Below are 20,591 nucleotides of genomic sequence, written 5' to 3' on the forward strand. Positions count from 1 at the left end.
AGGCCTGCGGTTTGACGTACGGCCTCGGTGTCGAAACCACTCATCGGACAGCTCGCCCAGCCTTGCTCCTGCGCGGCCAGCATCAGAGTCATAGCGGCGAGTGAGGCGCTGCGTATGGCTTCGTCTCGTTGAGCCCGCGGATTATCGTGAAAGGCGGCATGTGCGGCGGAAATCCAGTTTTGCGCCGTATCATTATCTATGATGCCTGTCTGAACAGAGGCCTGCAATTTTTCGTTTAAATCCTGATAGCCTGTGAGTTTGCCGCTGATCACAATTACTGCGGCGGCTTGCATAATTTTATGCTGGCGGAAAGCAGCATGATATAAAGCTTGTTTGGCTTTTTCTGAGCAGACGGCAGTGAAATGCCAGTTTTGCAGATGATAAGCAGAAGGCGCATGGCAGGCAGCTTTGATCAGGTAGTGCAATTCGGGCTCACTGATATGGCTGTCTGAAAAACCATAGGCCGAAACACGCTGTTGTAATAATTGAAAAAACGGGGTCATGCAGATTCCTTTGAGTTTTGGAGCGCACGTTGTACGCCGAAGATGGAAAATAAGGCCAATGTTAATCCGATCATGGATTGAACATTCAGGCTTTGCCCCAAAAACAGCCAGCCGAGCAGAAACGCGGCAATCGGGCTGAGTAGGCCTAAAGCCGATACCACGGCAGAGGGCAGCTTGTTGAGGCCTTGGAAAAACAAAACATAAGCCAATACCGTGCCCAACAGACTGAGGTAAACATAGCCGCCTATATTGGTTGCGCTCAATGCCGGAAGCGGTGGTTCGAGCCATAATGCTACGGGTAAGAGACACAAGCCGCCAAGAAGCAATTGCCAGCCGGAGAAGGCCAATATGGAAAGGCCGAACCGCCAATGTTTCGAGAAAAAAATACCTACTGCCATCGAAGCCGCGCCAAGCAGGGCGCTGGCGATGCCAATCGGGTCGAACCGGATTTGCGGAGAATATACAAGTAACACTATACCCATTACACCCAAAAGAGCGGAAAACCAGGCGGTTTTAGGCGGTTTACTTTTGCCGACCAGCCAAACCCAAACCAGAAGCAAAACCATCAAAGTTTGCGTGGAAGTGAGAATGGCAGCCAGGCCGCCCGGCAGCCGGTAAGCGGACACGAAAAGCATGGCTTGGAAAAAGCCGATGTTGAACACGGCCAGCAAAAAAACTTTGCCGATTTCATGCTTTTGGGGCCATTCGCGTTTCCATAAAAGCAGGAGCAAGCCGGCCGGAAGTGTGCGCAGCAAAGCAGCGGTAAAAGGCCGGTCGGGCGGCAAAAATTCAGTGGTGACCAAATAAGTCGAACCCCAAATCAGCGGCGCGAGTGCAGTGAGGAGAATGATTGGAAAGCGTGTGCTCATAAATTACCTTGATTTCAAGATAAATGGATTGTGATGGTATTTTATCTTGAAGTCAAGGTAAAATATCAGGCGTGAAATCCCAAAATGCCGTTCCGATAATCGGTCGGCTCGCAAGATTTTTTCAGACAGGCATCAAATGCCGGACGGAAACAGCATTCTTTAAAATCTTTAAAGGGTAATGATGGATACAGACACACATAATACGCAGCCTGATGCGGTGGACTTGATTGTGGCGCAGTGGCGGCGGGAAATGCCTACGCTGGCTGCGGAAAATATGGCTTTAATCGGGCGCTTGAAGCGTTGTGCCGCTTTGGTGCAACCGCAGTTGGATAGCGTGTTTGCAGAATTCGGCTTGAGCGGCGGAGGATTCGATGTGTTGGCCACGTTGCGCCGTGCGGGCAGCCCGTACAGCCTCACCCCGACCGAGCTGTTTGCCTCGCTGATGGTTACCTCCGGCACCATGACCACGCGCCTGAAGAATTTGGAAGCACAAGGTTGGATTTGCCGTTTGCCCAATCCCGAAGATGCGCGCAGCATGCTGGTGCAGCTTACCGACAGCGGCAAGGCTTTAATAGAAGAAGTAGTGTTCAAGCATGTGGAAAACGAGCAGAAACTGTTGGAAGCTGTGCCGAAGGATGTACAAAAGCAGCTGAATGAAGGGTTGGCGGTGCTGATGCAGGTTTGGGAAAAGCGAAAGGATAATCAGTAGATAAGCTTGGTTTATAGCAGTATGCCTGTCTGAAAAGTTTTAACGATGTAGCAACTTTTTCAGACAGGCATATTTGTTTTGGTTGGCCTTAATGATGGGGCAAATTAAAGCAACAGTATGTCCGCCATATTCGAGGTTATGCCCGAACATGAGGTTACTGTTACAGGGAACCGGTTTAATAGTAACAATTTATGCAGAATGCAATAATCCGGATTGGCAGTTTTTTCTTTAAACGAATTAAAAAAGCTTTTTTATTTCAGTTTTTATAAAAAGCTTGACTGATTGTTTTTTAGCTAATCATTAGACTGGAATAAAAAATTATAAAACAAATCATAAAAGTTAAAATATTCCATGAAATTGTTAAATATATTAAAGCGCAAACAACTGCTTTCGGCTATGATGGCTTTTCGTTTAGCTAGTTTAGATTATTGGGAGCTGCGTTATGACTGTTTCTTACAAAATTTCTCTTCCTTTGAGCGTGTTGGCGGCGGCTTTATTGTCGGCTTGTTCGCCCGCAGAACAAAAAAACGCGGCTCCGGCTGCTTCCGGTGCTTCGGCAGCGGGCGGTGCGCCTGCGGTGGGAGATAAGCGCATTGCGATTACGGCGATTGTGGAGCATCCGGCGTTGGACGCTGTGCGTAAGGGCGCGTTGGAGCAGCTCAAAGCGGAAGGCTTTGAGGAAGGGAAAAACCTGAAAGTCGATTTCCAAAGTGCGCAAGGCAATCCGGCTACGGCGGCACAGATTGCGAAGAAATTTGCCGGCGACAAGCCAGATGCGGTGTTGGCAATTGCCACACCGAGCGCGCAGGCGATGGTGGCAGCTTCCAAAGAGATTCCGATTGTGTATGCTGCGGTTACCGATCCGGTGGCGGCCAAGTTGGTGCCCGGCTGGGAAGCTTCGGGCAGCAATGTAACGGGTGTGTCGGACGATGTGCCGCTTGGGCCGCAGATTGATTTGATGAAAAAGCTGGTGCCTGAGTTGAAAAACGTGGGCTATGTGTTCAGCCCGGGAGAAGTGAATTCAACCGTGGTGTTGGACCGCTTGAAAGCCGATTTGGCCAAGCAGAACATTACGCTTTCCGCCGTGCCTGCGCAGCGCAGCACGGATGTGCTGACGGCGGCGCGCAGCTTGGGCGGCAAAGCCCAGCTGATATACACTTCGCTGGATAACAATGTGGTGTCGTCTTATGAATCTATGTATAAGGCGGCAAACGAAATCAAGGTGCCGCTGGTGGCGGCTGACACGGCTTCGGTTAAGCGCGGTGCGGTGGCGGCTTTGGGCATAGACTACACGAGCTTGGGCAAGGAAACCGGCAAGATTGTGGCGCGTATTCTGAAAGGCGAAGCAGCGGGCAGCATTCCTTCTCTACGCATGGATAAGTTTGATCTGTTTTTAAGCCCCAAACATGCGGGCGAGCAGGGCATCACGTTGCCGGAAGACTTGAAAAAACAGGCGGCTGAAATTGTTGAATAAGCATTTGTGTTGAAGCAATCCCTAACCGATGCGGCACGCGGCCGGCATCGGTTTTGGGTTTTTACAATGCCTGTCTGAAAATGGTTCGGACATATGGTGGCGGATCAGTTTAAACCAGTGCGTCCGTTAAACCGGCATATTGAAGATAACGTTACTGTGTACGTGTATTTACTAGGGTTATAAAAAAGGAAATTCATGTCTTTACTTGCCTTATTCGGCACATTTGAAACCGGTTTGGTTTACGCGCTGGTAGCGCTGGGTGTGCTGCTTTCTTTCCGCATTCTCGATTTTCCCGACCTTACCGCCGACGGCAGCTTTCCGCTCGGCGCATTTTCCTGCGCCGTGTGCATGGTGGCGGGCATCAACCCGCTTTTGGCGGTGGGCATAGGCTTTTGGGCCGGCGCGCTCTCCGGAGTGATTACCGCGTGGCTGCATGTGAGGCTGGGGATTTTACAGCTGCTGGCGGGGATTATCGTGATGACGGCGCTTTATTCGGTGAACCTGCGCATCGGCGGCGCACCGAATATTCCGCTGTTGGGCAGCGGCACGGTGTTTGATTTGTTTGCACCCTTTATAGGCAGCGGCATGTGGCAGAATTCTGCCGTGCTGTTGGGGTTTGTGCTGCTGGTGAAATTTGCGCTGGATTGGTTTTTTTCTACTGAAACAGGCTTGGCGATGCGCGCTACCGGCGCCAATCCGCGCATGGCGCGTGCGCAAGGCATCTCCACAGGCAATATGGTGTTGCTCGGCATGGCGCTTTCCAACGGCCTGATTGCTATGGCGGGCGCGCTGTTTGCCCAGCTGGTGGGCGGCGCCGACGTGAGCGCGGGTTTGGGCACCATCGTGTTCGGCTTGGCGGCCGTAATTTTGGGCGAAGCCTTGCTGCCGAGTAAAAATATCTGGTTGGTTACGCTTTCCGTGATTCTCGGTTCGGTGATTTACCGCCTCTTCATTATGGTGGCCATGGGCAGCGAAACCCTTTCCGGCTTGGGGCTGCAAACGCAGGATTTGAACTTGGTAACGTCGGTGTTGGTGGTGCTGGTGTTGATGCTGCCCAAAACCAAAGCAAAGCTTCAGATGAAAAGGAAACAATTGTCATGATGCGCGCAGAAAATTTACGCTTAACCTTCAACCCGGGCACGCCGATTGAAAACCCGGCTTTACGCGGCATGAACCTGAACATCAAAGACGGCGAATTTGTTACCGTAATCGGCAGCAACGGCGCAGGCAAATCCACTTTCCTCAATGCCATCAGCGGCGACATTGCGGTGGATTCCGGCAGCATCCACATCGACGGTGCGGACGTAACGCGCCTGCCCGCCTACAAGCGTGCCAATCTGGTGGCGCGGGTGTTTCAAGACCCGATGGCCGGTACATGCGAAAAACTGAGCATTGAAGAAAACATGGCGTTGGCCTACAAACGCGGCCGCGGCCGCGGCTTGCGGGCGGCTTTAAACAAGGCGAACCGCGAAATTTTCCGTGAAAAGCTCTCGATTTTGAAGCTCGGTTTGGAAAACCGCCTCACCGACCGCATGGGCTTGCTTTCCGGCGGGCAAAGGCAGGCCGTGAGCTTGCTGATGGCCAGTTTGCAGCCTTCCAAAATCCTGCTGCTCGACGAACACACCGCCGCGCTTGACCCGAAAACCGCTGCTTTTGTGTTGGAGCTGACCGACCAAATCATTACCGAAAACAAACTGACGGCCATGATGGTCACCCATTCCATGCAGCAGGCGCTCGACCACGGCCACCGCACGGTGATGCTGCATCAGGGTAAGGTTGTGTTGGATGTGGCGGGCGAAAAACGCCAAGGCATGGGTGTGCGCGATTTACTGGATATGTTTGAAAAAACGCGCGGTGAAAAAGTGAGCGACGATTCGCTGCTGTTGAGCTAGTGTTTAAGTTTGGAAAATGGGAAATGCCTGTCTGAAAACGGTTTCAGACAGGCATTTCCCATTTTCCGGCTGTTGGCCGCCTTATTCGAATCCAGCCCGAATATGACGATGTTGAACCAAAATCAAGCGGTTTAACTATAATAGAAAGAAAGCGCGTGCCGTTGGCGTCGAGTTAATATGCGTGGCTCAGCTTTCAGACAGGCATAGACATGGTTAGCCGGCAAAATGCTAATCGGGCATTAAAAAACCGTTTTCCTTTTTTCGCCGTGCGCCTTCCCGCATGGATAAAGGCTTCGCAGCGGGTTGGTTTGCGGAAGCATATTCCCGTTCGCTGTTTTGCCCGCCGATGCGGTGGCTGCCGCGGATGCCGATGTGGCTGCCTAAGTCGTTGACGGTGGCGCGGGTGTGTTTCGGGCCGCCGCCGGTTTGGATTCGCGAAACGGAGATGCCGCTTTTAACGGTGCCGTAGAGTTCCACTTCGCTGCATGCCAAGGCAGGGAAGAGGGCGGCAGACAAAATAAACATTAATTTTTTCATGGTTGTTTGCGGATAATGTGTTGCAAGCGGTGTATTATAAAATGTACCAACGTAAACAAGCAGCATTTTTCTAAAGGAATCATATGGATATTTTAACCCGACTGCAAAATCTGCCTCCGGGCAAATTCCACTATAAATTATTGGTGCTGATTGGTTTGGGCTGGCTGTTTGATGCCATGGATACCGGCATGGTGTCGTTTGTGTTGGCTACGCTGGGCAAAGAATGGAATCTCGCACCTTCGCAATTGGGCTGGATTGTCAGCGTCGGCTTTATCGGCATGGCTTTGGGTGCGGTGCTGAGCGGGCGGGTGGCAGACCGTATCGGGCGCAAAAATGTGTTTATCGCCACGATGGTGGTATACAGCATTGCCACGGGCTTGTGCGCCTTCGCCTGGAACCTTGAAAGCCTGTTGTTTTTCCGCTTTTGGGTGGGCTTCGGCTTGGGCGGGCAGCTGCCGGTGGCGGTGTCGCTGGTGAGCGAGTATGCGCCGCCGAAAGTGCGCGGGCGCTTTATCGTGCTGCTGGAAAGTTTTTGGGGCTTGGGTTGGCTGGCGGCGGCGATGGTGTCGTATTTCTTTATCCCGCATTACGGCTGGCAGAGTGCATTCTTGATCGGCGCGCTGCCCGTGTTTTACGCATTTTTCGTGTGGAAACTCCTGCCTGAATCGGTGCCCTATCTCATCAATAAAGGGCGGGTGCAGGAAGCGCATGAAATTGTGTGCAAACTTGAAGCGCAGGCCGGTTTGCCGGTGGTGGAAACGGCTGTGGTGGCCGAGCAGCCTTCTACCGAGCCGCCACGTTTCGCGCAGCTGTGGCAGGCGCCGTTTGCCAAGCGCACTTTGATGCTGTGGCTGATCTGGTTCGGCATTGTGTTTTCGTATTACGGTATTTTCACTTGGCTGCCGAAGCTGCTGGTGGAGCAGGGGCATACGGTGGTGAAAACCTTTGAATATGTACTGGTGATGATTTTGGCTCAATTGCCGGGCTACTTCGCGGCGGCGGTGCTGGTGGAAAAAATCGGCCGCAAAGCCACGCTGGCCGGCTTTTTGTTTGCCTGCGCCGTGTGTGCGTATTTCTTCGGCCACAGCGATTCGGTGGCGATGATTATGTTTTGGGGCTGCTGGATGTCGTTTTTCAACTTGGGCGCATGGGGCGTGCTCTACACTTACACGCCCGAGCTGTATCCTGTGCGTTTCCGTGCCTTCGGTTCGGGTTGGGCCGGTGCCATCGGGCGTGTCGGCGGGATTGTTGCGCCGATGGCCGTAGCGGCGATGATCGGCGGCGAGGGCGGATTCGGGCGGATTTTTGTGATGTTCACAGCCGTGTTGATGGCTGTGGTGGCGGTGATTGTGGTGTTGGGCGAGGAAACCAAAGGCCGTACGCTGGAAGACATCAGCAGGCAATGATGAACTATGCCTGTCTGAAACTATTTTGAGCGCGGCCAAGTTCGTATTCAGGAAAAAGCTATGGAGATCAGAAAACACCATTTGCAGCAGGCGGTGGAGCGGCAGATTATCAACGGGCAGCAGGCCGACGCTTTATGGGCGTTGTGGCAGCAGCAAAACAGCCATGTGCCGCAGTTTAGCTTTACCCATGTTTTGTATTATCTCGGCGGGCTGCTTGCCATCGGCGCGATGTCGCTGTTTATGACGCTCGGTTGGGAAACGTTCGGCGGTTCGGCGATTGTGGTGCTGTGTTTGGTTTACGGCGCCGCAGGTATGGCGTTGACCGAATATTTCCGCAAACGCGGTCTGCATATTCCTGCCGGCATCTGCGCCACGTTTGTGGTGGTGTTGGTGCCGCTGGCTGTGTACGGCTTGCAGCAGGCATTGGGCTTCTGGCCGGATAATGAAATGGCTTACCGTGATTACCACCGCTGGATCGACTGGCGCTGGCTGATGATGGAGCTGGCCACGCTGACGGCCGCTGCCGTGATGCTGTGGCGTTACCGCTATCCGTTTTTGGTGATGCCGGTGGCGGTTACGCTGTGGTATATGTCGATGGATATTGCCGATTGGATTATTTACGGACACGGCGGGGTTTACGATTGGGCGCTCAAGCGGCAGGTTTCGGCTTTATTCGGCGCGGCGATGATTCTGCTGGCGTTTTGGGTGGATTTCCGCAACCAAAGTGAGCGTGATTATCCGTTTTGGCTGTACCTTTTCGGGGTGATTACGTTTTGGGGCGGCCTCAGCTTTATAGAGTCCGACAGCGAATGGAACAAGTTTTGCTATTTTCTGCTGAACGTGGCCATGGTGTTTACAGGCGTGTTGATCCGCCGCCGCGTGTTTGCCGTGTTCGGCGCGTTCGGCATATTTGGCTATTGCTGGTATCTGGCCGACAAGATTTTTCAAGACAGCTGGCTGTTTCCGATTTCGCTCACGCTCATCGGTCTGCTGATTGTGTGCATCGGTGTGTGGTGGCAGAAGAAGGAAGCGGTTTATACGCAGAAGCTGCAAAACAAAATGCCGCCAGCGGCGCGCCGTTTTTTGCAGCGTAAGTTTCACTAATGAAACCATGCCTGTCTGAAAAAGCGTTCAGACAGGCATTTGATTCTGTTCTTGATCACGCCACAGTATCCAGCGCTGCGGCGATGTCCTGATAAATATCGTCAATATCTTCAATGCCCACCGAAAAACGCAGCAGGCCTTTGCGGATGCCTAATTCCTGTTTCAATTCCGGCGGCATGCCGCTGTGGGATTGGGAATAGCTGTGGTTGACCAGGCTTTCCACACCGCCGAGGCTGGAGGCCATTTTGACAAGCTTCATGTTTTTAACCACGCTGTCGGCCGCGCTCACACTGTCGTTTTTCAGATAAACTGAAACCACGCCGCCGAAGCCGCGCATTTGCTGCCCGGCCAGTTTGTGGTGTTCGTGGTTCGGCAGGCCGGGATAGAACACTTTTTCTACGGCAGGGTGTTGCTCCAAACGGCGTGCCAACTCCAGCGCATTGTTGCAATGCTGCTGCATACGCAGGGCGAGGGTTTTGATGCCGCGCAACACCAGCGCGCAATCCATCGGCCCCGCTACGCCGCCTGTGTTGACCATCATGCTTTGCAGCGGCTCCGCCAGCTCGGGCGTTTTGGCTACCACCACGCCCATCAACACGTCGGAATGACCGCACAGATATTTGGTGGCGGAATGGAACACAATGTCGCAGCCCATATCGAGTGGGTTTTGCAGATAAGGCGTGGCAAAAGTATTGTCTATGCCTACCAGTGCGCCGGCGGCTTTGGCTTTGGCGGCCAGCAGAGGAATATCCACCAGTCGCAGCAGGGGGTTGGACGGTGTTTCCAGCCAAACCAGTTTCACTTTTCCTTCGGCCAAAATGCGGTCGAGGTTTTCGGGTTGGGTGAGGTCGGCAAACACCACGTTCACGCCCCATTTGGCATACACCTGCGTGAGCAGATCATAGCTGCCGCCGTAGATGTCGCCCACGGCTACGATGGTGTCGCCGGGTGCAAGAAATGTGCGGAACACGCAGTCGATACCCGCCATGCCGCTGGCAAACGCAAAGCCGTGCGAACCGTGTTCCAGCGCGGCTACGGTATCTTCCAGCACTTTGCGCGTGGGGTTGGCGAGTCGGGAATAGCGGTAGGGGATTTTTTCACCGATTTCGTGCATGGCAAACATGCTGTTTTGATAAATCGGCGGCATAATCGCGCGGTTGTGTTCGTCGCAATCATATCCGGTGTGGATGGCTTCGGTAGAGAATTGATAGGGCACGGCGCTACTCCTTAGTAAACAGATGAAAGCGCCATTTTATACTGATTTTAAAGGGAGCTTCGCATCGATGTTGGAAATACGGGTGTAACGGTGTGCTTTTCTTGGCAGAGGCAAGGCTAATTATTAATTATAATAACCGGTAATAAACCATTTAGAGACGAGAGAGAGTGCTGAAAAAATAATCAATGGTTTGAGATAAACTGAAAAAGTTTTCCAACTAAATCCAGATTTGAAAATGTCGTACAGCAAGGCTCCGATTGTTAAGCATAAGAATGTAATAAAAATGTACATGCAAATAATGAAAATGAAACGCATGGTTTTTTCTCCTTGTTTTAAATTTCAGAAATCAATATTTTGTTTTAAGTTAGGAGTTTGGGCAGCAATCAATCTAGTGATCCTGCCCAAACTATTTTAAATAATTACCAATCGAGCAAACCGACGATAAAACCGCCTACAGCTCCCACGGCGCCTCCAATCGCTCCTGCTGCTGCAATTCCTCCAGATACTGTAATTGGAGAGGAAGGACCACCTGCTAGGCCTATGCCTGCACCAATACCTGCTCCTGCTGCAGCGCCTGCGGTTGCACCACTAGCTGCGCTAGAGATAGCATCTTCCCAGCGGCCGGATCCGGCAACATATTCCATTTCAGCTAAGGTTAATTCCCGCATACCAAGAGTATCGGCAGTTGTTACAGCGTGCATAATAAACTCCTTAAATCATCATTGATTAAAATAACTAAGAATATGAAATTCAATTGTCATAAAACGACTGAATTCACTTGTGAGATGTAAGCAGGCCAAGTTTGTTTCAGGTATTTAAGTTTTTTTTGTAAGGTTTAGTTGTTTTTTATTTCAAACGTAATTAAGCTTTTGCAAGATTTGGATGTAGTAAAATTTTATAAAATATTTCCAATGCTTGCTGATCGTAGGGGTTGGTTTAAAGCTAATGAGATGGCAGGGAATTAATTTCTGTTTTAATAGCTATTCTCAATGGCTATTTCTTGCTTGCAGTTATATACTTACGCCCTATATTAAGGGCGTTGCCCCGCATCAAAAGGAAAAATAACGCATGAACGCCATTATTGCAGACGTGCAAAGCAGCAAAGATTTACGCAATACGCCGATTAACCAGGTTGGCATCAAGGATTTACGCTTTCCCATCCTACTCAACACAGCCGAAGGTACGCAGCATACTATTGCGCGCCTCACGATGACGGTTTACCTGCCCGCCGATCAAAAAGGCACGCACATGTCGCGCTTTGTGGCTTTGATGGAGCAGCAGACCGAAGCCTTGGGCTTCCAGCGTTTGAAAACGCTGACCGAGGAAATGGTGAAGCTGCTCGATTCGGATTCCGGCCGCATCAGCGTGTCGTTTCCCTTTTTCCGCAAAAAAACCGCGCCGGTTTCCGGCATTCAGTCGTTGCTGGATTACGATGTTACGCTGACCGGCGAAGTGAAAGGCGGCGCCTATTGCCACAGTTTGAAAGTGTTGGTGCCGGTAACCAGCTTGTGTCCCTGCTCTAAAGAAATTTCGGAATACGGCGCGCACAACCAGCGCTCGCATGTAACCGTGTCGCTCGAGTGTGGCGGGGGAGAAGTGGGTATAGAAGAGGTAATCGACTGTGTGGAAGAGCAGGCTTCCTGCCAGCTTTACGGTTTGCTCAAGCGGCCGGATGAAAAATTTGTTACCGAGCGCGCTTATGAAAACCCGAAATTTGTGGAAGATATGGTGCGCGACGTGGCGGCAGCCCTACGCTCCGACAAGCGGATTACCGGCTTTACGGTGGAGAGTGAGAATTTCGAATCGATTCACAACCATTCGGCCTATGCCTGCATTATGTATCCTTAAAAAATAAGCCAGCCTTGTTTATTTTATATAAATGCCTGTCTGAAAATGCTTTCAGACAGGCATTTATACCGATAAGGATTTGAAAATATGCGGTTGCGACGTTTTACTGCCTGATTTCTTACAGTTTTAGCGGGTAATAAATTGAAATTTTCAGAAAAAATTTAACTGAATGATGGCATTTTGCTGTGTCAAACAGGATAATAGCGGTGTTTTAGTTAGAAAGTGGTTTAAAACCAAGAAACAGGCAACACAATGAAAAAAATATTGAGTTTCTTAATCGCGTTTTTTGCTCTGGCGCAAGCCGCTTATGCGGTGGACGCTTCCAAGCTGCTTCCCCCCGAGCAGGCGTTTGTGCCGCAGGTGGAGGTGAGTGACAAAGGGGTGGATGTGCAGTTCGCCGTGGCCGACGGCTATTATCTGTATCAATCTAAAATCCAGGCAGAAGCCAGCGAACCCGGTTTGCTGGATCAACCGCAGTTCAGCCCGGGAAAGGAAAAAGAGGACGAATTTTTCGGCAAGCAAACAGTGTATTACCACACCGCTCAGGTGCTTTGGCCTTATAAGCAGAAAGGTGTGCAAAATTATAAGCTCAAGCTTGCTTATCAGGGCTGCGCGGATGTGGGCGTGTGCTATCCGCCGGTCGAAAATACATTTGAAATCAAAGGAAACGGTTTTTACCAAGTGGAAGGCCTGCCTACGGCAAACGGCAAAGACCGCTTTTTGCAGCCTGCAGATTCTGACGGTGTGATTGCGCCGCCCAAAAGCAAAGGGGGCAGCCCTTTTAAAATTTCCCGCGAAACGCTAGGCGCCAACTTGTTGGCGTTTTTTATCGCGGGTTTGGGTTTGAGCTTTACCGCGTGTATGTATCCGCTTTTGCCGATTGTTTCGGGCATTGTGGTGGGCGATAAGCAGGCGGGCAAAGGGCGTGCGTTTGCTTTGTCTATGGTTTATGTGCAGGGCTTGGCGCTCACTTATACTGTGGTGGGTGTGATTGCGGGCTTGACCGGCTCGCTGCTGACTGTTTGGCTGCAGCAGGCATGGGTGGTGTTGGCGGCGGCAGGTGTGCTGGTGCTGCTTGCGCTTTCCATGTTCGGTTTGTTCAATATCCAGTTGCCGGCTGCGCTGCAAAGCTATTTCCAAAACCAAAGCAACAAGCTTTCCAACGGCAGATTGGCTTCTGTGTTCGGCATGGGCATGCTTTCCGCACTGATTGTCGGCCCTTGTGTGGCGCCGCCTCTGGTTGGTGCCTTGGGTTATATCGGTCAAACGGGCGACGGTGTGCTCGGCGGTTTGGCGCTGTATGCGCTGGCGTTGGGTACGGGTGCGCCGCTGATTGTGGTGGGCACGTTCGGCGGGCATGTGTTGCCGAGGGCCGGGGTGTGGATGAACGGAATCAAATATGCGTTCGGTATCATTCTGTTGGCCGCCGCTTTGTACATCGCTAGCCCGTTTTTGCCTTATCCGGTGGTGATTACGTTATACAGCCTGTTGCTGGTGATTCCGGCAGGTATGCTGCTGGCACGGGTGATGTACACGGAGGGAGCGATGCGCAAAGTGTGTGCAATACTGGGCGGCATGATGCTGGCGGGCGGTTTGTGGTTCGGCTTCCAAAGTTATCAAAACCAAACCACTGCGCTGCATGAGTTTCTGACCTTGCACCCACCCGTTGAAAACGGACGTGTGCATGGCGAGAAATTTACGGATATTGAAGAGCTGAAAACCGCTATGACAATGGCTTTGCAGGAAAAACCCAATGAACCGGTATTGCTGGATTTTTACGCAGATTGGTGTGTGAGCTGCAAAGAGATGGAAGCCAGAACATTAAACCAGCCCAAAGTACACGAAGCAGTGGATATGACCCGTTTTTTTCAGGCAGATGTAACGGCCAACACCCTGGAGCATCAAGCCTTTCTGAAAGAATACGGTTTATACGGCCCGCCGGGTGTGTTTGTACTTAAAGCCGACGGCAGCCGCAGCGAAGCGTTGCTCGGTTTTGTGAAGGCGGACGAATTTATAGAATGGGTAAACAGCAACCGCTGAATAAACAAATGCCTGTCTGAAAACTTTTTCAGACAGGCATTCTGTTTTTAGCCACGCAGCCGGTGCTTAAATCACTCTAAAACCACTTCCACACGGCGCGCTTCAGCATCATTGCCTTGGCCGGCTTCCGTATTTTCAGGTTTACGCAGCTCAATTTGGCTTTCAGGAACACCAAATCCCAGCAGGGCATTGCGAACGGCAAAAGCACGCTGCTTCGATAATTCTTCGTTAATTGCGACGTTGCCGGTGCTGTCGTTATAGCCGGAGATGACTGCTTTTTTACCTGCTTTCACACCGGCCAGCACATCTTTCAAAGCTTCCTCGGCATTCGGTGCCAAGTCCGCTTTGCCGGTAGCAAAATAGAATTTCACCACGCCGTTTTCAACCACTGCGTTTGCGCTGTCGGCTGTTGCTGCGGCTGGAGCAGTTTCAGCAGGTGTTTCAGCCAAAACCTGTTCGGCGGGGCTGCTTGCAGATGCAGCCGCTGGTGCAAGTGTTTCCACAACCACTTCACTGGCCGCAACTTCAGAAGCAGCTGCCACTTGAACGGTTTCGGAAGCCGCTTGGCCATATTTCGGAGAACCCTCGATTTTACCGCTCTCCCAACCATAGACCGAATAAAAAAGCACAGACAACACAGCTAAAGCCGCAGCGCCACCAGCTACCCATAAACCGATACGTTGTTCTTTGTGATCATCATTATTGTCAGCCATCAATCAACTCCTTTGTTGTATAGATTGGAAAAATACAAAATAGATAAATTTTGCCGCATTATACCGAAAAACTGCCTCCACGCTAGCCTGAAACCGGCCGAACGGCTAAAATGCACCCTTTACTATTCATCATTTGCGTGAAATTCCGAAATGCTTACCTTCCAACAAATCATCTTCAAATTACAAAATTTTTGGGCCGAGCGCGGCTGCACCATCATCCAACCCTTCGATATGGAAGTCGGCGCCGGCACCAGCCACCCCGCCACCTGTCTGCGTGCCCTCGGTCCCGAGCCTTGGTATGCCGCTTACGTACAACCCAGCCGCCGCCCCAAAGACGGCCGCTACGGCGACAACCCCAACCGCCTACAACACTATTACCAATTTCAAGTGGCCTTAAAACCCGCCCCCGCCGACATTCAAGAACAATACCTCGATTCACTGCGCGAACTGGGCATCGACCCTAAAGTGCACGATATCCGCTTTGTCGAAGACGACTGGGAAAACCCCACCCTCGGCGCATGGGGCTTGGGCTGGGAAGTGTGGCTCAACGGCATGGAAGTGACCCAATTTACCTATTTCCAACAAGTCGGCGGTATCGACTGCACACCCGTTTTGGGCGAAATCACCTACGGCATCGAACGCCTGGCCATGTATCTGCAAGGCGTGGAAAACGTGTATGACTTGGTCTGGTCTAAAACCCCCGACGGCCAAACCATCACCTACGGCGACGTGTACCACCAAAACGAAGTGGAACAATCCACTTACAACTTCGAATATTCCGACGCAGAATGGTTGTTGAAACAGTTTAACGACTACGAAGCCCAAGCCAAACGTCTGCTGGAAGTGGAAGACACCTCACTCGCCCTGCCCGCTTACGAACTGGTACTCAAAGCCGGCCACACCTTCAACCTGCTCGATGCCCGCGGCGCCATTTCCGTAACCGAACGCGCCACCTACATCGGCCGCATCCGCACATTGAGTCGGATTGTGGCGCAGAAGTTTGTGGAGAGCAGGGAGAAATTGGGTTTCCCGTTGATTAAGGATAAAACTGTTTAAAACAGGCTTTAAGACTATGAGTAAAGTACCTTTTGATTTGAAACCAAATGACATTATTAAACGTTCAGAATTACATGATAAATTTGGTGGAAGTCGTCAAAGTGGCATTTCTCCATCTTTAAAGTCGAATAGCGTTTTTATTTTCACCAATCCTGAACATGGTGAAGAGCACGGTTACTATGATAGCTGGGATAAAAATGGCCAAGTATTTCATTATTCAGGCGAAGGTCAAACTGGCGACCAAGAAATGAAACGTGGCAATAAAGCCATCTTTCAACACAAAAGTGATAATCGTGCTTTATATGTTTTTCAGCACACTGAAAAAACAGGCTATGTTCGTTATATTGGTGAGTTTCAAATTGACGAGCTAAAACCTTATTCGGTCAAACAAGAACATAGCACTAACAATGGCCCCAGACGAAATGTGTTCATATTTCATTTAAACAAACTGAAATAATTTCAGACGGCCTAAAGCAAAAAATTAAACTTGAAAGCATCCCAAATGACCCAAACCCTCTTAATCGAACTCCTCACCGAAGAGCTACCCCCAAAAGCCCTCAACAACTTGGGCAACAGCCTTGCCGCTTCCATCGTCGAAGGCTTGGAAAAAGAACAATTCATCGAAGGCGCAGCCGAATACACCGCCTACGCCTCGCCCCGCCGCTTGGCCGTGCAAGTGAAAAACGTGAAAGCTGCTCAGGCCGACCGCTTGGTGGTGAAAAAAGGCCCGAGCGTGGCTGCCGGCATGAAAGACGGTGCGCCTACCAAAGCGTTGGAAGGCTTTGCCCGCTCTTGCGGCACCGATATTGCCAGTCTGAAAATCGACAACGACGGCAAACAAGATGTGTATGCCTACGAATTTACCCAACAAGGCCAGCCTTTGGCGGCATTGATCAGCGACATTTTGGCGCAAGCCGTGAAAAAGCTGCCGATTCCCAAAGTGATGCGCTGGGGCAGCAGCACACATACCTTTGTGCGCCCGGTACACGGTTTGGTGGTCATGCACGGCGCAGACACCGTACCGGCTTCGATATTGGGTTTGGACAGCCGCAACTACACCCTCGGCCACCGCTTCTTGAACAGCGGCGACATTGTGTTTGCCAATGCCGACAGCTATGCTGAAAAAATGCGCCATGAGGGCAAAGTGATTCCTTCGTTTGCCGAACGCAAAGCCGCCATTCAGACGGCCTTAAACGAACAAGCCGGCCGTCTGAATGCCACAGTCGCTGCCGACGAATCCCTGCTCGACGAAGTAACCGCGCTGGTGGAATGGCCGGTGGTATTGGAAGCGCAGTTTGAAGAACACTTCCTTGCCGTGCCGCAAGAATGCCTGATTCTCACCATGCAGCAAAACCAAAAATACTTCCCGCTGCTCGATCAAAACGGCAAACTGATGAACCGCTTCCTGCTCGTTTCCAACCTGCAAGCCGAAGATCCGAGCCACATCATCCATGGCAACGAACGCGTATTACGCGCCCGCCTCGCCGATGCCGAATTCTTCTACAAGCAAGACCAAAAAGCCACGCTCGAAAGCCGCCTGCCCAAACTGGAAAACGTGGTGTACCACAACAAACTGGGCAACCAAGCCGAGCGCATCAGCCGCCTGATGAGCATCAGCGGCCACATCGCCAAAGCATTGGGCGCCGACGTTGCCGTTACCGAACGTGCCGCCCGCTTGGCCAAAGCCGACCTCGTTACCGAAATGGTCGGCGAATTCCCCGAACTGCAAGGCACCATGGGCAAATACTACGCCCGCTTGGACGGCGAAAGCGAAGAAATCGCCCAAGCCATCGAAGCGCATTACCAACCGCGTTTCGCCGGCGACGACTTGCCGCAAAGCACAACCGCCACCGCCGTGGCGCTGGCCGACAAACTGGAAACCCTCGTCGGCATTTGGGGCATCGGCCTGATTCCCACCGGCGACAAAGACCCCTACGCCCTGCGCCGCTCCGCGCTGGGCATCTTGCGCATGTTGATGCAGCACGATTTGGACATCAACGACCTGCTTCAGACGGCCTACAACAGCTTCCCTCAAGGCAAGCTCGCCGACAACACCGTTGCCGAAGTCGCCGACTTCATGCAGGCGCGTTTGGCCGTGCTGCTGCAAAACGACCATCCGCAAGACATCGTTGCCGCCGTATTGGCCAAACAACCCAGCCGCCTGAACGACCTTGCTGCCAAACTGCAAGCCGTGGCCGCGTTCAAACAACTGCCCGAAGCTGCCGCCCTTGCCGCCGCCAATAAGCGTGTGCAAAACCTGCTCAAAAAGGCCGATGCAGAATTGGGTGCGGTAAGCGAGAACCTGTTGCAGCAAGACGAAGAGAAAGCCCTGTTTACCGCCGCACAAGCCCTGCAGCCGAAAATCAAAGCCGCATTGGCCGCCCAAGATTTTCAGACAGGGCTGTCTGAATTAGCCAGCGTTAAACCGCAAGTGGATGCTTTCTTCGACCATGTGATGGTGATGGCCGACGATGCAGCCGTAAAACAAAACCGCCTGAATCTGTTGAAACAACTGGCGGATTTGATGAATGCCGTGGCGGATATTGCCAAGTTGGGTGAGTAAGCCAAGCGTTTTGATTTGACGTATTTTATTTGCATACAATGCCTGTCTGAAAAATGGTTTTCAGACAGGCATTTCTAATCTTGCCGGGTAACTTCTAAAAGGATAATCATATATTTAAATCAATAGTTTGGTTGATATGCTGTCATGCTCGTGTTTAACCTGTGCATCTCAAGGCTACTGAAACCCAAGATACCCGGATCAATCCCGAGTATGATGTGTGTAGTTTTTTTAGTTGGTTTACTATCGCTTGGCATCGTGGAACGGTCAGGTTCTTTTGCTATATAATGAGCAACTTACCAATAATGCCTGTCTGAAATGACTTACGATCATATTGCTTTTCATTATACCAACGATTTCCCCGACGACCTTGCCCAAGAAAATGCTGTGCACCACATCGGTTTTTATTTTGCATGGGCTGTTTCGCAAGGGCTGCATAACCCTGAGTGGGCGCAAGCTACGCCGGATTTTGCCAAATTGCAAAAAGGCGAATTGTCCGGCCCGAAGTTTGTCATGGCCCATATGGGCGGGGAGCTCTCCGACGACGATTTCAACGAACTGGGTAACCGGTTTACCCGTTTTTATTATGAAGACGAAGAAGAGGGGTACGGGCTGTTTATTGAAGATTATTTCAATGCACTCGGGCTGGAAAGTGAGGATGATTTTTACAGAACCGAGGATACGGCGGAAAATCAGGCCAAGCTCAACCGCGCTTTTCAGACAGGCTTTGATACTTGGTTGTCACGATTGAAATGAAGGCAGATTTATGAAAAACATTGCCATCAGCATTAATCGTTTCAGCCGCGGCGGAGGTATGGAAAGCTATACCTTCGATTTGGTCAACCAAATCACTGGAGACGGACACGCCGTTAAGATTTATGCAGCACGTTTTGATGTTGAATTGGCAGAATATGCCAAAATTAAAGCATGTTTAGTCAACCAAAGCCGCGTGCCTAAAAAGCTGCGCCCGTTTTTCTTTTCCCGCCAGCTGCAAAAACAGCGGGCAAATAATGAATATTTGATTGCATGCAACCCTTCTGATAATGCGGATTTATTTGTGTGTGGCGGTACACATTTGGGGTATTTGAAAGGAATGCAGCAAAAAACCAATCTGCTGGATAAACTCATTATCCGCCGCAACCGCACAAACTATGAAACAGCCAAAAATATCATGGCTCATTCTGCTTTGATGAAACAGGAAATTACCCAGCTGTATGGCATTGATGGCCGGAAAGTTCATGTTGTTTATCCACCTGTTGATACAAAGCGCTTTCATAATGATCACAGCCAAAATGAAGCAGTGCGCCAATGTTATGGCTTCAGGCCCGAAGAAACCGTGTTTCTCTTTCCTTCTACCGGCCATAAACGCAAAGGGTTGGATATGCTGGCAGAATTTTTTGAGCATACGGATTTACCGGTCAAATTGGCAGTGGCAGGTTCCCCTTTGCCCAGACCCATGAAGAATGTGGCCGAGCTGGGCTTCTGCAAAAATATGCCTGAGCTTTACCGCGCAGCGGATTACACCATCATGGCTTCTCTTTACGAACCATTCGGTTTGGTGGGCGTTGAATCAGTGTTGAGCGGCACTAAAGTTGTTTTATCCGATAATATGGCTTGCACCGAAGTTATGAAACCTGAAGCAGGTTTCTTTTTCTCGCGCAATGATCCGCAAACGCTGGCTGATGCAGTTGAACAAGCTGTGATGCAGAAGCAGCAAGGCAAGCATAAAATAGCCAATCCGCTTGAGGTTTTAAGCTATAACCCTGAATTGAGCCATCATGTTAAAGCCTTATACCAATTCTTAGATTAACGTTCAGCCGCTTCCTCTTGAAAGGCCGCCATGTTACATAATTTTGTAATCAGCATATCTTCAGCATACGACCGCCGAAACCATATTCAGCAAGAGTTTTCCGCCCAAAATATCCCTTTTGAATTTTTTGATGCAATGACGCCTTGTCCCCAATTAGATCAGGCGATTCAACGTTTTGTACCGAATTTAGCTCAGCATCAATATCAGATATCGGGCGAAAAAGCCTGTTTTATGAGCCATATATTGCTGTTTCAAAAATGTATTGATGCAAACTTGCCTTACATCGCTGTTTTTGAAGACGATATTTTGTTGGGCAAACATGCTGACGCCTTTTTAGCGCAAGATGCTTGGCTGTTGGACCGTTTTTCAACGGATAGCGCTTTTGTGATTAAAGTGGAAACACATTATTTGACACCGGCAGGTGTGAAGTTTAATTCAGGTATTCCTGCTCACGCAGAGCGTAATTTTGCTGTATTAAGCAGTGTTCATGGCGGTTCGGCCGGTTATATTATCTCGCAACAGGCCATCCGCTTTATATTGAAGAGGCTTCAAACTTTACCCGCCGATGAGATTAAGCCGATAGATATTTTATTATTTGGAAATTTGTTGAATCACGGAGATTTAAAAGTTTACCAACTTGTTCCCGCACTTTGTGTCCAAGAATCTCAGATTAACCAAGAAAACAGCCAATTTAAAAGCCAACTTCAGTTAGAGCGTGCACAAAATTGGCATCAAAATCCGGAACCTAGAAAAAAGAGAACCTTCAAAGAACGCTGCATCCGCGCATTCGGTAAAGTAAACCGTATTCTAGAAAAACGCCGTCGACAGATTATCCCGTTTCAATAAACACCAAT

Annotated in this window: 20 protein-coding genes; 14 read left to right on the plus strand and 6 right to left on the minus strand. The window is 50.7% G+C overall.

Going from position 1 to position 20,591, the window contains the following annotated elements:
* Together HMPREF9370_RS02935 and HMPREF9370_RS02940 are read right to left on the minus strand one after the other, a co-directional pair.
* Positions 1 to 503 (minus strand): nitroreductase family protein (locus HMPREF9370_RS02935; RefSeq protein ID WP_009115809.1); only part of this gene is annotated, 503 nt, incomplete at its 3' end.
* Positions 500 to 1,372 (minus strand): EamA family transporter, encoded by an 873-nt coding sequence (locus HMPREF9370_RS02940; protein ID WP_009115810.1) that lies wholly within the window; start codon positions 1,370 to 1,372, stop codon positions 500 to 502. The genes HMPREF9370_RS02935 and HMPREF9370_RS02940, both read right to left, overlap by 4 nt.
* A gap of 178 nt (positions 1,373 to 1,550) precedes the next feature.
* On the opposite strand from HMPREF9370_RS02940, the gene HMPREF9370_RS02945 reads away from it, so the two are divergent.
* The 4 genes from HMPREF9370_RS02945 (at position 1,551) to HMPREF9370_RS02960 (ending at position 5,447) form a co-directional block, all read left to right on the plus strand.
* Entirely contained in the window at positions 1,551 to 2,081 is a 531-nt protein-coding gene (locus HMPREF9370_RS02945) for a MarR family winged helix-turn-helix transcriptional regulator (RefSeq protein ID WP_009115812.1), read from the plus strand.
* A gap of 442 nt (positions 2,082 to 2,523) precedes the next feature.
* Positions 2,524 to 3,555, plus strand: coding sequence for an ABC transporter substrate-binding protein (locus tag HMPREF9370_RS02950; RefSeq protein WP_009115813.1), 1,032 nt, complete (start codon positions 2,524 to 2,526; stop codon positions 3,553 to 3,555).
* Positions 3,556 to 3,750: 195 nt separating this feature from the next.
* Complete coding sequence (locus tag HMPREF9370_RS02955) at positions 3,751 to 4,656, plus strand: ABC transporter permease (protein ID WP_009115814.1); 906 nt, start codon at positions 3,751 to 3,753, stop codon at positions 4,654 to 4,656.
* Positions 4,653 to 5,447, plus strand: coding sequence for an ABC transporter ATP-binding protein (locus tag HMPREF9370_RS02960; RefSeq protein WP_009115815.1), 795 nt, complete (start codon positions 4,653 to 4,655; stop codon positions 5,445 to 5,447). Before HMPREF9370_RS02955 ends, HMPREF9370_RS02960 begins: the two co-directional genes overlap by 4 nt.
* Before the next feature lie 228 nt (positions 5,448 to 5,675).
* On the opposite strand, the gene HMPREF9370_RS02965 is transcribed toward HMPREF9370_RS02960, so the two are convergent.
* Positions 5,676 to 5,984 (minus strand): porin, encoded by a 309-nt coding sequence (locus HMPREF9370_RS02965; RefSeq protein ID WP_040666828.1) that lies wholly within the window; start codon positions 5,982 to 5,984, stop codon positions 5,676 to 5,678.
* 83 nt (positions 5,985 to 6,067) lie between these two features.
* On the opposite strand from HMPREF9370_RS02965, the gene HMPREF9370_RS02970 reads away from it, so the two are divergent.
* Both HMPREF9370_RS02970 and HMPREF9370_RS02975 read left to right on the plus strand, forming a co-directional pair.
* On the plus strand, positions 6,068 to 7,390 hold the full coding sequence (locus tag HMPREF9370_RS02970; RefSeq protein ID WP_009115818.1) for an MFS transporter: 1,323 nt from the start codon (positions 6,068 to 6,070) through the stop codon (positions 7,388 to 7,390).
* Positions 7,391 to 7,450: 60 nt separating this feature from the next.
* Positions 7,451 to 8,494 (plus strand): hypothetical protein, encoded by a 1,044-nt coding sequence (locus tag HMPREF9370_RS02975; protein ID WP_009115819.1) that lies wholly within the window; start codon positions 7,451 to 7,453, stop codon positions 8,492 to 8,494.
* Between the two features lie 55 nt (positions 8,495 to 8,549).
* Here HMPREF9370_RS02975 and HMPREF9370_RS02980 read toward each other — a convergent pair whose 3' ends face one another.
* Both HMPREF9370_RS02980 and HMPREF9370_RS02990 read right to left on the minus strand, forming a co-directional pair.
* Complete coding sequence (locus HMPREF9370_RS02980; RefSeq protein WP_009115820.1) at positions 8,550 to 9,710, minus strand: trans-sulfuration enzyme family protein; 1,161 nt, start codon at positions 9,708 to 9,710, stop codon at positions 8,550 to 8,552.
* 419 nt (positions 9,711 to 10,129) lie between these two features.
* On the minus strand, positions 10,130 to 10,411 hold the full coding sequence (locus tag HMPREF9370_RS02990; RefSeq protein ID WP_009115822.1) for a hypothetical protein: 282 nt from the start codon (positions 10,409 to 10,411) through the stop codon (positions 10,130 to 10,132).
* Positions 10,412 to 10,778: 367 nt separating this feature from the next.
* Between HMPREF9370_RS02990 and folE2 the strand changes: the two genes are divergently transcribed.
* Together folE2 and dsbD are read left to right on the plus strand one after the other, a co-directional pair.
* Positions 10,779 to 11,558 (plus strand): GTP cyclohydrolase FolE2, encoded by a 780-nt coding sequence (gene folE2, locus HMPREF9370_RS02995; RefSeq protein WP_009115824.1) that lies wholly within the window; start codon positions 10,779 to 10,781, stop codon positions 11,556 to 11,558.
* A 252-nt stretch (positions 11,559 to 11,810) separates the two neighbouring features.
* Positions 11,811 to 13,598, plus strand: coding sequence for a protein-disulfide reductase DsbD (dsbD, locus tag HMPREF9370_RS03000; protein WP_009115825.1), 1,788 nt, complete (start codon positions 11,811 to 11,813; stop codon positions 13,596 to 13,598).
* Positions 13,599 to 13,669: 71 nt separating this feature from the next.
* Here the strand turns inward: dsbD and HMPREF9370_RS03005 are convergent, their stop codons facing one another.
* Positions 13,670 to 14,311 (minus strand): OmpA family protein, encoded by a 642-nt coding sequence (locus HMPREF9370_RS03005; protein ID WP_009115826.1) that lies wholly within the window; start codon positions 14,309 to 14,311, stop codon positions 13,670 to 13,672.
* 150 nt (positions 14,312 to 14,461) lie between these two features.
* On the opposite strand from HMPREF9370_RS03005, the gene glyQ reads away from it, so the two are divergent.
* The 6 genes from glyQ to HMPREF9370_RS03035 all read left to right on the plus strand — a co-directional run bounded on the left by glyQ (position 14,462) and on the right by HMPREF9370_RS03035 (position 20,583).
* The gene (gene glyQ, locus HMPREF9370_RS03010; protein ID WP_009115827.1) at positions 14,462 to 15,367 is read left to right on the plus strand and encodes a glycine--tRNA ligase subunit alpha; all 906 of its coding nucleotides are present in this window, start codon (positions 14,462 to 14,464) and stop codon (positions 15,365 to 15,367) included.
* Positions 15,368 to 15,383: 16 nt separating this feature from the next.
* Positions 15,384 to 15,824, plus strand: a complete 441-nt coding sequence (locus HMPREF9370_RS03015; RefSeq protein ID WP_009115828.1) for an SRA domain-containing endonuclease — start codon at positions 15,384 to 15,386, stop codon at positions 15,822 to 15,824.
* Positions 15,825 to 15,869: 45 nt separating this feature from the next.
* Positions 15,870 to 17,930: a glycine--tRNA ligase subunit beta gene (glyS, locus tag HMPREF9370_RS03020; protein ID WP_009115829.1), complete on the plus strand. Its 2,061-nt coding sequence runs from the start codon at positions 15,870 to 15,872 to the stop codon at positions 17,928 to 17,930.
* A gap of 315 nt (positions 17,931 to 18,245) precedes the next feature.
* Entirely contained in the window at positions 18,246 to 18,683 is a 438-nt protein-coding gene (locus HMPREF9370_RS03025; protein WP_009115830.1) for a DUF7832 domain-containing protein, read from the plus strand.
* 10 nt (positions 18,684 to 18,693) lie between these two features.
* Complete coding sequence (locus HMPREF9370_RS03030) at positions 18,694 to 19,737, plus strand: glycosyltransferase family 4 protein (protein WP_009115831.1); 1,044 nt, start codon at positions 18,694 to 18,696, stop codon at positions 19,735 to 19,737.
* 30 nt (positions 19,738 to 19,767) lie between these two features.
* Positions 19,768 to 20,583, plus strand: a complete 816-nt coding sequence (locus HMPREF9370_RS03035) for a glycosyltransferase family 25 protein (RefSeq protein WP_009115832.1) — start codon at positions 19,768 to 19,770, stop codon at positions 20,581 to 20,583.
* Positions 20,584 to 20,591: the final 8 nt, after the last annotated feature.

This window comes from Neisseria wadsworthii 9715, assembly GCF_000227765.1.
In the GTDB taxonomy this organism is placed as follows: domain Bacteria; phylum Pseudomonadota; class Gammaproteobacteria; order Burkholderiales; family Neisseriaceae; genus Neisseria; species Neisseria wadsworthii.